The organism is Tateyamaria sp. 7Alg 36 (assembly GCF_059882455.1).
This window is the reverse complement of record NZ_CM187613.1, coordinates 3,028,241-3,043,178: the sequence shown is the minus strand read 5'-3', so window position 1 is coordinate 3,043,178 and position 14,938 is coordinate 3,028,241. Positions and strand designations below refer to the sequence as shown.

The window sequence follows — 14,938 nt, the reverse complement described above, 5'->3', positions numbered from 1 at the left end:
GGCGCCACGCCCCAAAGGACGGACGCGCCCGTAGCAGTCAAAAGGCTCATACCGACGCCCCCTTGCGCCGGTACTTTGCACTGTCCTCGGGCACGGCATCGGGATCGGCATCGCGGATCAGTCGGTTTTCCCCACTTAGGCAGACAAAACGCTGCCCCCGCATCCGGCCGATCAACGTCAGGCCTACCTGCTGGGCAATCTCGACCCCCCAAGCAGTAAAGCCCGAACGCGAGGCCAGCGCAGGGATACCCATCATCGCGGTCTTGATCACCATTTCAGAGGTCAGACGCCCAGTGGTGTACAGGATCTTGTCCTCGGCGGTGGTGCCTGTCGCCATCATCCAGCCCGCGATCTTGTCCACCGCATTGTGGCGGCCCACGTCCTCCATATAGACCAGCGGCTGATCCTGCTGACACAACACCGTGCCGTGGATCGCCCCCGCCTCAAGATACAATGACGGGGTGCGGTTGATTCGCGCCGACAGCGCATACAGCCATGAGGTCCGCAGCGGTGTGGCAGGCAGAGTCACGCCCTCCAGCCCCTCCATCATGTCACCGAACACGGTACCCACCGCGCAGCCGCTGGTACGGGTCTTCTTGCGCAGCTTTTCCTCGTGATTGGTCGGGGTCTCTGTGCGCACTACGACAGTTTCCAGTTCCTCGTCATAATCGACGCGGGTCACAACCTCGTCCGCGGCCAGCATCCCCTGATTGCGCAGAAACCCAAGCGCAAGGTAGTCGGGATAATCCCCGATGGTCATCGCCGTCACGATCTCTTGCCCGTTCAGAAAGATGGTCAGGGGGCGTTCCTCGATCACGGAGATATCCGTGGCCGCGCCCGTCTGGTCATAGCCCGTCACACGGCGGGTCAGCCGCGCCGCTGACGGATCAGGGGCAATCAGGTATCCGTCGATGTCGTCGCGTTGTGCCAATTGCATCCCCCCTGCCGGACCGCTAAGCGTTACAGGACCAGTCTAAGGCCCCTACATGCCCTTCACCACCACCAAATCCGCCTTTTGGGCGGGCGTACGCGACGGCGCGCCTTTCATGGCAGTCGCAGGGCCTTTTGCGCTTTTGTTCGGCGTGTTGGCGACCGAGGCGGGGCTGAATGTCTTTGAAGTCATGAGCTTTTCCATCGTGGTGATCGCGGGCGCGGCCCAGTTTACCGCGCTGCAACTGATGCAGGATCAGGCCCCGACAGTGATCGTTTTGCTGTCCGCCCTTGCGGTGAACCTGCGGGTGGCGATGTATTCGGCGGCGCTGACCCCGTTTCTGGGACGTGCGCCGATCTGGCAGCGCGCCTTTGCCGCCTATCTGCTGGTCGATCAAAGCTATGCGCTGAGCCATGCGAAGTTCGACGCGGACCCCGCAATGACGGTACCGCAGCGCATGGCCTATTACTTCGGCACCTGTTTTCTGGTGCTGCTGGTGTGGTTCGGGTGCAGCTATCTGGGCGCGGCCATCGGCACCACGCTGCCCGCCGATCTGCCGCTGGATTTTGCGCTGCCCATCGCCTTTCTGTCGATGGTCGCACCGATGATGCGCACCGTGCCGCACCTGATCGCCGCCGCTGTTGCGATTGTGGTCAGCCTGTTTGCCGTCGCGATCCCCTATTCCCTTGGCCTGATCGTCGCGGGCACCGCTGGCATGATCGCGGGCGCACAGGCCGAACTGTGGTTGAAGACCGAACCGATGCTGCCGCCCGACCCCGAGGACGCGCCATGATCGACAAACAGACATTGTGGATCGTGATCTTTGGCCTTGGCGTCGGCAGCTTTCTGTTACGCTTTGCCTTTCTGGGCTTTGTAGGCGACCGCCCCTTGCCCGCATGGCTGGTGCGGCACCTGCGCTATACGGCGGTGGCGATCCTGCCCGCGCTGGTGGCGCCGCTGGTCGTTTATTCCGGCGAAGGCGGCACAACCGAACCGTCGCGCCTGCTGGCGGCGATTGCAGCCCTTGGCGTCGGCATGTGGACGCGCAATGTCTTTGCCGCCATCGCTGCGGGGGTTCTGGTGCTGTTCGCCATGGTCTACGGGCTGGGCTGACGCGGCCAAACCGCCCATACGGCGATGGCAGCCTTGCCAAACACCGCGCGCCACGTTTGACTGTCCCTACCACCGACGCATCAGCGAAAAAGGGGGCCATCATGCCAGAGATCAGTTCGAACAAGGTCGTGCGCGTCATTTTCCTAGCCCGCGAATACGGACCGGAAAGCCATCAGTTCCACGACTATGTCCAAAGCCTGAACGAAGACGAGGCGGCAAACCTTGTCGCGATCATGTGGGTTGGACGCGACAGTTTTGATGCCAGCGATTGGGACGAGGCATTGGCCACAGCGCGGGCCGAAGCCACCGCACCGACCGCAGATTACCTGACCGGCATTCCCGAACTGCCCGACCATCTTGAGGCAGGTCTCGAAGCGCTCGGCATCGACGTTGCAGATGCCGAGGACCATTTCGACGGGCGGTAAGGGACGGCGGGCGGGGCGTCTTTTGCGGCACGCAAAACAGCGTCCGCACGACGTTGCGCTGCTACCAGAGTTCGGGTTTTTCCAGCGCGGGCACGCAATGCGACGGCCCCTTCAGCGGCTCCGCCCCTGCTTCTGTCAGCGCCTGCATCAACCACCCCTCAGGCTGGCTAAGCGTGAGCGGCGGGCGCGCTTCCTGCTCGCTAATCTGCGCAAAACCGGTTTTGCCGTAATATTGCGGATCGCCATAGGTCAGCGCCACATCCACGCCCCGCGCACACAGATCGTCCAGCCCATGTCTGATCAGGCGCTGGCCCACACCGCTTTTCTGGCTTTCCGTGCGAACGGCCACCGGCGACATAATGAAGACTGTGCGCGCATCCTGCGGATAGCGCATGCGCGAAAACATCGCGCCGCCCAGCAGTACGTCGCCGTCATAGGCAGACCACACCACCAGATCATCGGGCGGGGTCGATTGCATCATGTCAGTGACAAAGGCGCTGATCGCCGCGCCTTCTTCGGCCCCTGCGGCATCGCCGAAGGACTGCGTGAACAGGGTGCGAATGTCATCTTCGCGGCCTTTATGGCCCAATCGGAAGTCCATTGGCATTTCTCTGTCGGCTGCCACGCGGGCGCTTTGCCTTAATCGGGCAGTACGATGCCTTGGACGCCATCAACAATGCTGCCCTCGTCATCTTCATAATATTTCTCTTCGATGACGCCTGCGCGGGTGGAAAGCTGTTCCATCAACTGGGTCGGGAAATAGGTGCGCTTGATATCCGAAAACCCCGGAACCTGTTGCAGCAGTCCAGTGGTCGCATCGGCGCAGAACGCCCCTGCCACGGCCCCGTTTGTCTGCGCAAGACGCAGCGCCACGGCGGCCTGTTCGGGTGTCACGTTAAAGGTCTGGCTGACCACGTGATAGGTGCTGCGGGCATGGGCGCTTTTGTATCCGGCCAGCACAGCAGGGGTGACGCCATAAAGGACGTCTTCCTGCTCGGGCACGCGCTCGTTCTCGAACGAACCGGCGGGGTCAAAGATAACCCGCTGGCTGCCATTGATCATCAGCGCGGAATGCGCGCCTTTGCCGGTGCGGTTGCTGACCATGGTGAACACGGTCAACGACGCCGGACCGGGGGCGCGATAGGCCACTGCGGCCACACGCTCGTCCGAGGCATAGGGGATATCCGGTGCTTCGGCACATGCCGCAAGCCCGAGGCACAGCGCGACCGCCGCCAAAACACGCATAACAAGCACTCCCTGCCCCGTACCGTCTATCAGGTGATGAAAATCGCCATACCGACGATGATCGCCAGAATCACGATCACCGACCAAGTTGTAAACTTCATGAAACCGTCAAACGTCTTTTCTTGCGCTTGGTAGTCCATTTCACCGTGCTTGTGGTCTGCCATGTGGGGTCCCTTTTCGAAATTGGTTGGCCGCGATGTAGCCTATCACGCGGCCCGTGTCACTGCGTCTTTGGCGCGCGCCTGCACCAAAGGGTTATGCCTCGTCCAGATCCTGCGCAAGACGAAAGCCGATGCGCCGCGGTGCGGCCTGTTTGACCTCTTTGGGCAAGGCGCGCAGCAGCACATTCATCTGCGTCACGTGTTGCACCAGTTGCGTTTTGGCCCCCGTAGGATCGCTGCCATAGAAGGTCACGATGTCAGGATCGAAATAACCCATGCCCTCGATCCGCAACACGCCCGCATCGCCACCGGCAAAACCCATGGCGACCTCGTGTTCATTGTCGAGGTTCTCTTCGAAGTTCTTGAGGTAGATCACCAGCCGCTCATAAGCCCATTGTGCGGGGCTTTTCTGGGCGGTCGGGGTCTTTTTCACCGATGCAGGCACCGGTTTGGAGGCGACATTGGGCGTATCGGGGTCGGTGTGGACCTCGTGACAACGCGGCAACGCCTCGGCTTCGACAGCTTCGGCTGTTGTCTTGATCTGGTCATCCATGTGTCACCCTTTAGCCTGCGCGCTGGTACACCCACGCGCCATCCTCGCGCCGCTGCCGTGTGGCGGCACCCGTCTGGTAAAGGTGCGACAGATGCGCGACGGATTCAACCAGTGCCAGCCCGTATTCCCCCGCCCCGATCCGGCGTTTGAACAGCGGTGCAAAACACTCCGCCGCCGATTTGGGCGTGTCGATATGATCCAGCAGACGCGCAAGCGCGCCATGGTGGTTGTCGATCAACTGACGCATCCGCGTCGGCAATCCGGTAAAGGGCAGCTTGTGCCCACCCAGCACCAACTGGTCCTCCCTCGCCAGCGGGCGCAGCCGCTCGCACGCCTCAAGCCATTCGCCAATCGGGTCGGCCATCGGCTCGGTGGCATAGACCCCGACATTCGGGCTGATCGACGAAAGGATCTGGTCACCCGAGATCACCAGATGGTCATCGCGGCTCCAGAAGGTGGCGTGTTCCGGCGCGTGCCCGTTGCCCATGTGGATGTCCCATGTGCGCCCGCCCATGGTGATCGTTTGACCCTGCTGGATGCGGGTAAAGCCCAAGGGCATTGGCGCGACGATGTCGGCAAAGTTGAAGGGGCGTTCGGCGGCGCGCTGCGCAAAAATCTCGGCATCCATGCCCGCACTACGCCAGAAGGCCAGCGTTTCGGCCACGGGGGTTTCCTGCACATCCAGCGTCAGCATCCGCGCAAACAGCCACGCGGTGCGCGTTGTAACCAGCTCCGCGCCGAACTCACTCTGGAACCAGCCCGCCAGTCCCACATGATCGGGATGATGGTGCGTCACCACCACGCGGGTGACAGGCTTGCCCGCCAACGGGCCGTCCATCAACGAACGCCAGATGCCGCGTGTCTTGTTGGAGGCAAAGCCGGTGTCGATAACCGTCCAGCCGTCGCCGTCATCCAGCGCGTAGACGTTCACATGGTCCAGCTTCATCGGCAGCGGCAAGCGCATCCACAGCACACCTGTCGCCACCTCTATGGCCGCGCCCTGTTCAGGCGGGGTGTCGAACGGATATCTCAGACCGGCGGGGCTGCCATCCGCCACGGGTCAGGCTGCCAGTTCGTCAACGGACAGGGCAAAGAGATCGTCCGCACCCGCCTGCGCCTGTGCCAGCAGGCTGACATGTTCGGGCAACAGGCGCTGGATATAGAAACGCGCCAGTTTCGTGCGCGCACCGCCCTTGTCCGACATGGCCGCCTTCAGGTGCATATAGCCGCCCAACACGCGGGCAAAGGCGCGCAGGTAAGGCACTGCCCCCGCGAAACGCTGTTGCAGATCGCTTTGCCCGACCAGCCAGTCGGTCGCTTCACGCAAGGATTCGCTGGCCTGCCAAACGGCTTCGGCCATGTTCGGGAAATCGGCGCGGGCGGATTCTGCGCATTCCTCAATCTCGTCCAGCAGACGGCCTGCGGCCTCGCCCCCGTCCATCATCTTGCGTGCGACAAGGTCCATGGCCTGAATGCCGTTGGTACCTTCGTAGATCGCGGTGACGCGCACATCGCGGCTGTATTGTGCCGCGCCCGTTTCCTCGACAAAGCCCATGCCGCCGTGCACCTGCACCCCTTGGCTGGCCACGTCAATGCCCACATCGGTGCCGAACGCCTTGGCAATCGGGGTCAGGAAGGCGGCGCGCGCTTTCCAGTCCGCGTCGCCCGTCGCGGTGGTCATGTCGATGGCCACGGCACAGGACAGGCCGATGGCGCGGGCGGCAAAAATATCTGCCTTCATGCCGGTCAGCATGCGGCGCACATCGGCATGATCGACGATGGTGCCGGTGGGGCCAGCGGTCTTGCCCTGTTTGCGTTCCAGCGCATAGGCCAGCGCGTGCTGATAGGCACCTTCGGCCGCGCCCACACCCTGCCCGCCGACGCCCAGACGCGCGTTATTCATCATGGTGAACATCGCCGCCATGCCGCCACCTTCGGGCCCGATCATCCACCCCTTTGCGCCGTCATATTGCATCACGCAGGTGGGCGATCCGTGCAGGCCCATCTTGTGTTCAAGGCTGACGACCTTGAGGCTGTTGGCCACGCCTGCATTGCCGTCTTCATCCGGCAGGTTGCGCGGCACCAGAAACAGGCTGATCCCCTTGGTGCCCGCAGGTGCACCGGGCAAGCGGGCCAGTACCAGATGGCAGACGTTTTCGGTAAAGTCGTTGTCGCCCCACGAGATATAGATTTTCTGACCCGTGATCGCGTAGGTGCCGTCGCCGTTGTCCTCGGCCTTGGAGGTCAGCGCGCCCACATCCGATCCGGCCTGCGGTTCGGTCAGGTTCATCGTGCCCGCCCATTCGCCCGAAATCAGCTTCGGCAGGTAGAGTTCCTTGATCTCATCACTGGCGTGGTGTTCCAGCGCCTCGATCTGGCCTTGGCTCATCAACGGGGCCAGTTGCAGCGACAGGCAGGCCGCGCTCATCATCTCGTTCACCGCCGAGGTCACGGTCATTGGCAGGCCCATGCCGCCATATTCGGGATCGGCGGACATGCCGACCCAGCCGCCTTCAGCAATCGCCTTGTAGCCCTCGGCATAGCCGGGCGATGTGCGGACAACCCCGTTTTCCAGCCGCGCGGGATGCAGATCACCGGGACGTTGCAGCGGGGCCATGATATCCTCGCACAGCTTGCCCGCTTCGGTCAGGATGGCCGATGTCACATCCGAGGACGCCTCGGCAAAGCGGTCTGTCGCCGTGACCTGATCCAGTCCGACAACATGGTCGAACAGAAAGGAATAGTCGTCTACGGGTGCGCGATAAGGCATGGGCAACAGGCTCCGGCTCAGAGTGACTTGGCAACAGTTCAGCGCGCGCGTAAACCGCGCAGTGTTACGGCATGTTTGCGGAAGCGCATGGGTATGCGCAACTGCAACGCGGCGTCACGGGAACCCGCAGGCGGATCGAACAGGATAAAATGCACACGCAACGGCTTTTGGTGGAAAACGACGGGATCGCGCAGGCGGCGGCCATTCTGGCGCGCGGCGGTCTGGTCGCTGTGCCGACCGAAACGGTCTATGGCCTTGGCGCGGATGCGCGCAATGGCGATGCCGTGGCCCGCGTTTTCGCCGCCAAAGACCGCCCCACGTTCAACCCGTTGATCGTACATGTCCCATCGCTTGAGGCCGCGCAGCGCTATGGCCGGTTCGACGCCGAGGCGCGGGCCTTGGCCGACGCGTTCTGGCCCGGTCCGTTGACGATTGTTGTGCCTCTGGCTGACGGGCATGGCCTGTCGTCGCTGGTGACTGCGGGGCTCGACACTGTGGCGCTGCGGGTGCCTGCGCACCCTGTGGCCCAAGCATTGCTCGCGGCCTTTGACGGCCCCGTCGCCGCGCCGTCGGCCAACCCGTCGGGGCGGATCAGCCCGACCACCGCCGATCATGTCCTGAATGGTCTGTCGGGCCGGATCGAGGCTGTGCTGGATGCGGGTCCGTGCGCCGTGGGCGTCGAATCCACCATTGTGGGTGGTGCGCCCTTGGCCCTGCTGCGCCATGGAGGCGTTGCGCAGGAACGGATCGAGGCGATTACCGGCCCGCTCGCCGCCGCTGGCCCCGCCATCACCGCACCTGGCCAACTGGCATCCCATTACGCGCCGCGCGCCTCTGTCCGGCTGAACGCCAACCACGCGCAGATGGGCGAGGTGCTGTTGGGCTTTGGCCCCATGCAGTCGGATCTGAACCTGTCGCTTGAAGGGGATCTGGTCGAAGCCGCCGCGCATCTGTTCGAATATCTGCATATGCTGGACGCGCGCGGGCATCCCATCGCCGTGGCCCCCGTTCCCAACATCGGTCTGGGGCGGGCGATAAATGACAGGCTGAAACGCGCCGCAGCACCACGGCCCTAAGGTCAGGTCAGGCGCGCCCCGCCATGCCGGACAGGCCCAGCGGATCAATCCCCAACGTGCCAAGTGCGGCCGCCCATTTCGCATCATCGTCCGGCCCGAAAACCAGATCGGCCTGCGCATCGACCGTCAGCCAGCCGTTATGCGCTAGTTCCGCCTCAAGCTGACCCGGCCCCCAACCGGCATAGCCCAGCATTACCAGCGCATCCTGCGGCCCGTTGCCCGAGGCGATATCCTCCAGCACATCCAGCGTCGCGGTCATGCCAAAGGACGCGCCGACCTCTAGCGTCTTGAGTTGCGAGCTATAGTCGTTGCCGTGCAGAACGAAACCGCGGGCCGGTTCCACCGGACCGCCGATATAGACCTGCGTCTGGCTCAGTCCCTCGGCCACGGGGATGTTCAACTGTTCCATCAACGCGCCCAGCCTGACATCCGAGGCGGGCTTGTTCACGATCAGGCCCATCGCACCCTCGCCCGAATGGGCGCAGATAAAGATGACCGAGCGATCAAAGCGCGGGTCATTCATGCCCGGCATCGCCACCAGCATTTTTCCGGTCAGGTCCATCGAAAACGGGTCGGGCATCGCTGCCTCCTGTCGGGCACGGCACATCGGTTGCGTCTGGGTGTGAGGCCACAATGGCCCCCCGCGCGCCCTGCGACAAGCCCCGTCGCCGTAATGGGCAAAGCGGCGCGCACCGGATCGTGACTTGGATTTCATCGCGTGCGTAGGCACATAGGGGCCATGAACGCGAAAACACACCTGCTGGCCACTGCCGCCGCCCTCGTCACCATGCTTGGCCCTGTGGCGGCCATGGCGCAGAACACTTTTGTCAGCCCGATCCGCCACGAGGTGCTTCAGGGCTGGGACATGCCCGACGGGCGACGTCTGGCGGGCCTGCGCCTGACCTTGCAACCGGGGTGGAAGACCTATTGGCGCAGTCCGGGCGATGCAGGCATCCCGCCGCAGTTCGACTGGACCCGCGCACGCAATCTGGCCGGAGTCGCCATCGCATGGCCCACGCCTGAGGTGTCCGAAGAAAACGGCATGCGGTCGATCGTCTATACCAAGCAGGTGGTAATCCCGCTTTATGTGACGCCCGCGCGGTCGGGCAAGGATGTTCGGCTGCGCGGCACCATGTCATTGGGCGTCTGCGCCGACATCTGCATCCCGCACGAGATCAACATCGACACGCTGCTTGATGCGCCCGACACATCCCCCACACCAGAGATTGTCGCCGCCCTTGCCGACCGCCCCTATTCGCAGGCCGATGCAGGTGTACGCGCCGCCACCTGCCGCCTGCGCCCCACCGATCAGGGCATGCAGATCGAGGCCCGTGTGACCCTGCCCCATACCGGCGGGCGCGAGGTCGCAGTGATCGAAACCGGCACCGCGGGGCTGTGGATCAGCGAAAGCCGCACCAGCAGACAGGGCGACACGCTGATCGCTGTCAGTGACATGATCCACCCCGATGGCGGTGCCTTTGGCATTGATCGGTCCGATGTGCGGATCACGATTCTGGGCGGCAAATACGCCGTGGATGTCCAAGGCTGCACAGCGGGCTAACACAAGCCGATCCGTTAGGGCGCTTCGCGCCGCGCCCGCATCATCTGGAACAGCGTCACACTGACGATATAGGCGACCAGCCCCACCACCAGCACGCCCAAGCTGAACAGCAACAGCGCCGCCAGCATCGGGCTACTTGCGGCAAGGGCGGGCATCAGTGCGGCCAGACCGCTCGGCAAATCCCCATAGACCAGCGCGTGCCCCATGGTCAGCGCCAGCCAGCAAAGCACCAACGCCCAGATGCCGACAATACCCAACCGGATTGACGCCGCAGGCGAGGACAGGCCGCGCCGCATCGACTGCACCTGCCGTGCCACGTCGTGCTGCACCGCGATCAGCGCAGGCACCACCAGCAGAACCAGCACCATGCCAAAGCCAAGCCCGTAAACCAGCGTCACAATCGTCGGCTTGAGGAACTGCGCCTGTTGCGACGTTTCATATAGCAGGGGGCTCATCCCCAGAACGGTGGTCAGCGTAGTAAGCATCACAGGGCGCAACCGATCCGCCGCGCCGTCGATGATCGACGGCACCAGACCGCGTTCGCCCGCGTATTCGTCAATGGTGGTCACCAGCACAATCGAGTCGTTGATGATGATCCCCGTCATGCCTAGCAGGCCCACGACGGTGAACATGCTTAGCGGGATATCCCACAGCGCGTGACCATAGATCGTTCCGACCAGCCCGAAGGGGATCACCGCCATCACAACCATCGGGCGCGTCCAGCTTGAGAACACCCAAGCCAGCACAAGATAGATGCCGGTCAGCACCAGCGTCAGCCCCGTAAGGCTATCACTCAGGAATTCGTCCTCCTGCTCGCTCAGTCCCGCCTGTTCATAATCCACCTGCCGTTCGGCGGCGATGGTGGGCAGGATATCATCGGCCAACGCCTGATTTATCTCTGTGGCGCGGGCAGGGTCGTCTTCGGAAATGTCCCCCGTGACCGAGATCAGTCGCACGCCGTTCTCGCGCCGCACGGTGGAAAAGCCGGTGCGCCGTTGCACGCTGACAATATCGGCCAGTGGCACATATTGACCGTCCGGCGTGCGCATCTGGGTGCGGTCCAGAAAATCCGCCGTCAACTCGCCCTCTGGCAATTCCACACGGATTTCGGCGCTGCGCGGCCCGTCAGGATACGTCGCCGCCTCGATCCCGTTCAGGCGTGCGCGCAGGGCGCTACCCAATGTGTCGATGGTGAACCCAAGCGCCTGCCCTTGGGGGGTCAGATCAAGGATTAACTCTTCTTTATCGTAGGCGAGGTTATCTTCGACTGCGCTGACCTCGGGGTACTGGCGCAGGGCGCGTTTCAGATCCTCGGACGCGGCCTTGAGCGTATCGGTATCCGCGCCAAAGAATTCCACATCCAGCGCATCGCCACCGGGACCGGAGCGCCAGCCGCGAAAGCTGACCGTTTCGGCCATCGGGTGATGCACCACCGCATCCTGCAACTGCGTCACAAAGGCGAACGAGGTGTAGGGGCGCAAATCCGCGTCGATCAACTCGATCGAGATACCCCCCAGCAGGTCCGCATCCTTGGTGTCCGTGCCCGACAGGCCGCGCCCCGCATTGCCGCCGATTTCCGCGATCACATAGTCGATGGGATTGCGGCCATGCTTGGCCTCCAACTCCGCGCCTAGCGCCTCGGTCGCGCGCTGCATCTCACGCATCATCTCAAGCGTATCGGCGCGCGTGGCCCCTTCGACCATGGCAAAATTGCCGGTGACCGACCCGCGCTCTGGCGCGTTGAAAAAGCGCCATTGAACGTCGCCATTGATGAACAGCGCCACTTGCGAGGCCAGAATGGCGCAGACACCGGCCAACACCACATAGCGGCAGGTGATCACCCCTGCCATGAACGGGCGGAAGACGCGTTCGCGCATCCATTCAAAACCGCCGTTCACAATAGCCGACGGCGTATCAAGCCCGCGCAGCGCCATCAGGTTCAGCCATGCAACCTTCTTGGGCCGTGGCGACAGCATGAACAGCGCCGCCGCGATCACCGGTCCGATCAGCAGATAGGGCACCGCACTGGCCAGTCCCGTCATCGCATCAGGCCACAGCACAAAGCATACCGCGCCCGAAATCACGGCACTGAGCACGGCGATACTCGCCACCGCCACGGCCAACCGCGTGCGGCTGAACTGCGTCGGGTTGGACCCCGCCAGCGCATGGGACATGTGGTGCGGCAGGATCAGGAAGCATTCGACCAGCGAAGCGATCAGAACCACGATCACGGTAAAAGGAATGTCCTGTATCAGATCGCCAAAACGCCCCCCCACAGCCACCAAGCCGAAAAAGGCAATCACAGTCGTCAGGGTCGCGGCAAAGACAGGCATCGCCATCCGCTTGGCCGCGTTTTCGGCAGCTTCGGCGGCGCCCTCCCCATAGGCGCGAAAGCGGTGATCGGCATGTTCGCCCACCACGATGGCGTCATCGACCACGATGCCCAGCGTGATGATCAGCCCGAAAAGCGAGATCATGTTGATCGTCAGCCCGCCCGCATACATCAGCGCAATCGCCGCCAGCAGCGCCACGGGAATACCTGCCGCCACCCACAAGGCAGTGCGCGCATTCAAAAACAGGAACAACAGCGCAATCACCAGCGCCAGCCCCGCAATCGCATTGTCCACAAGGATGTCGAGCCGTGCGGAAATCGCCTCGGCCCGCGTGCGGATCAGTTGCACCGTGACGGCGGGCGGCAAGGTGGATTGCAACGCATCCGCCGCCTCTTGGACCTGCGCCTGCATTTCGATGGCGTCGCCACGGTTGGAACGGTCAATGCGGATCGACACCGCCGGATTGTCGCCGACAAAATAGCTGCGGTTACGGTCGGCCCCCAATTGCTCTACCCGCGCCAGATCACGGATGCGGAGTTTTGATCCGTCAGGGTTGGACCGCAGCACGATGCCGCCGATCTCGTCGGGTGTGCGTTTCTGCGTGCCGGTGCGCACACGGGCGTTTGCGCCGGTCACATCGCCTGCAGGGTCAGTGTCGACCTCGGAGGCGATGGCGGCAGCGATCTGCGACATGGTGACGTCATTGGCGATCAGTTGCAGCGACGGCACTTCGATCAGGGTTTGCGGCGCGGCGATGCCACGGATCGTGGTCCGAGTGATCCCTTTGGCAAACAGGCGCACAACAAGTTCGTCCGCGAACAGGCCCAGTTGTTCTGTCTCGACAGGGCCGGTTATGACCACATCGGTAACCCGATCCCGCCATGCGCCGCGCCGCACGCTGGGTTCGTCCGCGTCATCCGGCAGGGTCGTGACTGCATCAACCGCGGTCTGCACGTCATCCGCCGCACGGCCCATATCCCAGCCCGGTTCGAATTCGAGGGTGATCGACCCGCCGCCCTCACGCGATGTGGCGGACGAGGATTCGACCCCCTCCACCGCCAGCAATCCGGGCTCCAGCACCTGTACGATGCCTGCATCCACATCCTCGGCACCCGCCCCGTCCCAGTTCACGGAGACCGTGACATTGTCGATGATCACATCGGGAAAAAACTGGGCGCGCATATTCGGAACCGCAGCGGCCCCCGCCACCAGCATCAGCAGCAGCAACAGGTTCGCAATGGTGCGATGGCGCACAAAGTAACTGAGGATACCGCCCGCTGCCGGAGGGATGCTGCGCGCCATGCTCAGCCCCCCATCCGGCTTTCAATCCGCTCAACCATCTGGGCAGGCACGCGGGCTTCGGCCAGTTGGGCTAGCACGCGGGCCTTAGCCTCGGCAGGCATGCGCGCATTGCTTTCGACAAAGGCAATCAGCCGCGCGCGCCGTTCCGAGGATAGTTCCAGCATCTGCGGCTCAGCCGGGGTGGCGTCCGCCGATTGCGGGTTCAGTGGCCGGACCGAGATTCCGGGGCCAAGCAGCGGCGTGCGGGATTTAACCACATCGCGCCCCGCAATGTCGGGACTGCGCACCAGCACATCATCGCCTTCGCGGTGCATCACCGTCACCTCCAGTGCCTCAAGGCGGCTGTCTTCGGTCAGGACCAGCACCGTGTTCGACGCATCCACCGCCGAGGCGGGCAAACGCACCACGTTTTCCAAGGGCGGTTCCTGCACGGTCACCGTCACAAAATCACCGGGTTTGAAGCCACGCGGCGCATCCAGTCGGGCAAAGATTAAGCGGCCGGTCTGCATTTCGCCGGCACCGGCACTGGCGCGATTAATCACGCCCGTTGCCTGCAAATCCACACCGGACACTTCCAGCGTTGCGCGGATCGGCGCGGCCATGATCTGCCCGTCCTCATCCAGCAGGCGGGCATATTGCGCGGTGGACACGCGAAACGCGACCTCAAGCGCGTCAGCGTCAATCAGCACGGCCAACTTTTCATTGGCCGACGCCAGACGCCCCGCAACCACATCCGTTTCACTGAGAGTACCGTCAAAGGGGGCAACCAGCGTAGTGTCATCCAGCGCGCGCTGCGCCTCGTCCAGCGCGATATTGGCACGGGCCAGACGGGTCTGGGCCTGATCAATACGCGCCTCAGCCACGGTCACGGCCTGCCTGCGTGCCAGCACCGACTGGCGCGCGGACGCCGCGGCGAGTTCGGCCGTTTCCACCGCTGCCGCAGTACCAACGCCGCGATCCGCCAGATCGACCTGCCGTTCATAGGCGCGCTGTTGCAAATCGGCCTGATCCTGCGCGGCGGCCTCTTCATCCAGCGACAATAGCAGGCCCCGTTCCGCATCGCGCACCTCGGCCTGCGCATCCATCAAATCGGCTTCGGCCCGGCTTAGCGCCGCATCGGCATCCGCCGGATCAATCCGCACCAGCACTTGGCCTGCCTTGACGGCGCCGCCATCCTCAAACCCGTCATATAGTTCGATGATCCGCCCAGAGGCGGCTGCGCGCAGTTCAAGCTTGCGACGGCTGTCCACCTCTCCGAAAGTCTCAAGAACTGGGTCTTCCCGCCCCGGCACGGCGCGCATCACCCCCACTGCAAAGGTCCGTTCACGTGCAGGGGCGGCACGGGTTTCGCGTGCCATACGGTCCTGCACCGCGCTGCCCACCAGCTGTGCCGCATAGACCATCAACCCGAGGCTTAGCGCCGTAAGGACCAAGCCGATCAGGCTTTTCCGAATGAATCGCATAAATC

General features: G+C 63.4%; 15 protein-coding genes. 5 read left to right on the top strand and 10 right to left on the bottom strand.

What is annotated here, in order from left to right:
* Positions 1-46 precede the first annotated feature (46 nt).
* Complete coding sequence (locus AC6GQJ_RS14815) at positions 47-937, bottom strand: formate dehydrogenase accessory sulfurtransferase FdhD (protein ID WP_500769598.1); 891 nt, start codon at positions 935-937, stop codon at positions 47-49.
* Positions 938-986: 49 nt separating this feature from the next.
* Here AC6GQJ_RS14815 and AC6GQJ_RS14810 point away from each other — a divergent pair, with 49 nt between their 5' ends.
* From AC6GQJ_RS14810 to AC6GQJ_RS14800, 3 genes are all read left to right on the top strand, one after another.
* Positions 987-1,724, top strand: a complete 738-nt coding sequence (locus AC6GQJ_RS14810; protein WP_500769595.1) for an AzlC family ABC transporter permease — start codon at positions 987-989, stop codon at positions 1,722-1,724.
* Entirely contained in the window at positions 1,721-2,044 is a 324-nt protein-coding gene (locus AC6GQJ_RS14805) for an AzlD domain-containing protein (RefSeq protein ID WP_500769593.1), read from the top strand. The genes AC6GQJ_RS14810 and AC6GQJ_RS14805 overlap by 4 nt, the downstream gene beginning before the upstream one ends.
* A 101-nt stretch (positions 2,045-2,145) precedes the next feature.
* A complete protein-coding gene (locus AC6GQJ_RS14800; RefSeq protein WP_500769592.1) occupies positions 2,146-2,469 on the top strand; it encodes a DUF3775 domain-containing protein in 324 nt (107 codons plus the stop codon).
* Between the two features lie 61 nt (positions 2,470-2,530).
* Here AC6GQJ_RS14800 and AC6GQJ_RS14795 read toward each other — a convergent pair whose 3' ends face one another.
* The 6 genes from AC6GQJ_RS14795 to AC6GQJ_RS14770 form a co-directional block, all read right to left on the bottom strand.
* Complete coding sequence (locus AC6GQJ_RS14795; RefSeq protein WP_500769590.1) at positions 2,531-3,070, bottom strand: GNAT family N-acetyltransferase; 540 nt, start codon at positions 3,068-3,070, stop codon at positions 2,531-2,533.
* Between the two features lie 38 nt (positions 3,071-3,108).
* Positions 3,109-3,714, bottom strand: a complete 606-nt coding sequence (locus AC6GQJ_RS14790) for a hypothetical protein (protein ID WP_500769588.1) — start codon at positions 3,712-3,714, stop codon at positions 3,109-3,111.
* A 29-nt stretch (positions 3,715-3,743) separates the two neighbouring features.
* Positions 3,744-3,878, bottom strand: coding sequence for an aa3-type cytochrome c oxidase subunit IV (locus tag AC6GQJ_RS14785; RefSeq protein ID WP_500769586.1), 135 nt, complete (start codon positions 3,876-3,878; stop codon positions 3,744-3,746).
* Positions 3,879-3,969: 91 nt separating this feature from the next.
* Complete coding sequence (locus tag AC6GQJ_RS14780; protein WP_500769584.1) at positions 3,970-4,428, bottom strand: DUF6173 family protein; 459 nt, start codon at positions 4,426-4,428, stop codon at positions 3,970-3,972.
* A 10-nt stretch (positions 4,429-4,438) separates the two neighbouring features.
* Complete coding sequence (locus tag AC6GQJ_RS14775) at positions 4,439-5,485, bottom strand: MBL fold metallo-hydrolase (RefSeq protein WP_500769582.1); 1,047 nt, start codon at positions 5,483-5,485, stop codon at positions 4,439-4,441.
* Positions 5,486-5,488: 3 nt separating this feature from the next.
* On the bottom strand, positions 5,489-7,198 hold the full coding sequence (locus tag AC6GQJ_RS14770) for an acyl-CoA dehydrogenase (protein ID WP_500769580.1): 1,710 nt from the start codon (positions 7,196-7,198) through the stop codon (positions 5,489-5,491).
* Positions 7,199-7,347: 149 nt separating this feature from the next.
* Between AC6GQJ_RS14770 and AC6GQJ_RS14765 the strand changes: the two genes are divergently transcribed.
* Positions 7,348-8,274 (top strand): L-threonylcarbamoyladenylate synthase, encoded by a 927-nt coding sequence (locus AC6GQJ_RS14765; RefSeq protein ID WP_500769578.1) that lies wholly within the window; start codon positions 7,348-7,350, stop codon positions 8,272-8,274.
* A gap of 7 nt (positions 8,275-8,281) precedes the next feature.
* On the opposite strand, the gene AC6GQJ_RS14760 is transcribed toward AC6GQJ_RS14765, so the two are convergent.
* Complete coding sequence (locus AC6GQJ_RS14760) at positions 8,282-8,836, bottom strand: YqgE/AlgH family protein (RefSeq protein WP_500773939.1); 555 nt, start codon at positions 8,834-8,836, stop codon at positions 8,282-8,284.
* A 177-nt stretch (positions 8,837-9,013) separates the two neighbouring features.
* Between AC6GQJ_RS14760 and AC6GQJ_RS14755 the strand changes: the two genes are divergently transcribed.
* Entirely contained in the window at positions 9,014-9,835 is an 822-nt protein-coding gene (locus AC6GQJ_RS14755; protein WP_500769576.1) for a protein-disulfide reductase DsbD domain-containing protein, read from the top strand.
* 14 nt (positions 9,836-9,849) lie between these two features.
* Here AC6GQJ_RS14755 and AC6GQJ_RS14750 read toward each other — a convergent pair whose 3' ends face one another.
* On the bottom strand, positions 9,850-13,470 hold the full coding sequence (locus AC6GQJ_RS14750; protein ID WP_500769574.1) for an efflux RND transporter permease subunit: 3,621 nt from the start codon (positions 13,468-13,470) through the stop codon (positions 9,850-9,852).
* Positions 13,471-13,472: 2 nt separating this feature from the next.
* The gene (locus tag AC6GQJ_RS14745) at positions 13,473-14,933 is read right to left on the bottom strand and encodes an efflux RND transporter periplasmic adaptor subunit (RefSeq protein ID WP_500769572.1); all 1,461 of its coding nucleotides are present in this window, start codon (positions 14,931-14,933) and stop codon (positions 13,473-13,475) included.
* Positions 14,934-14,938 lie beyond the last annotated feature (5 nt).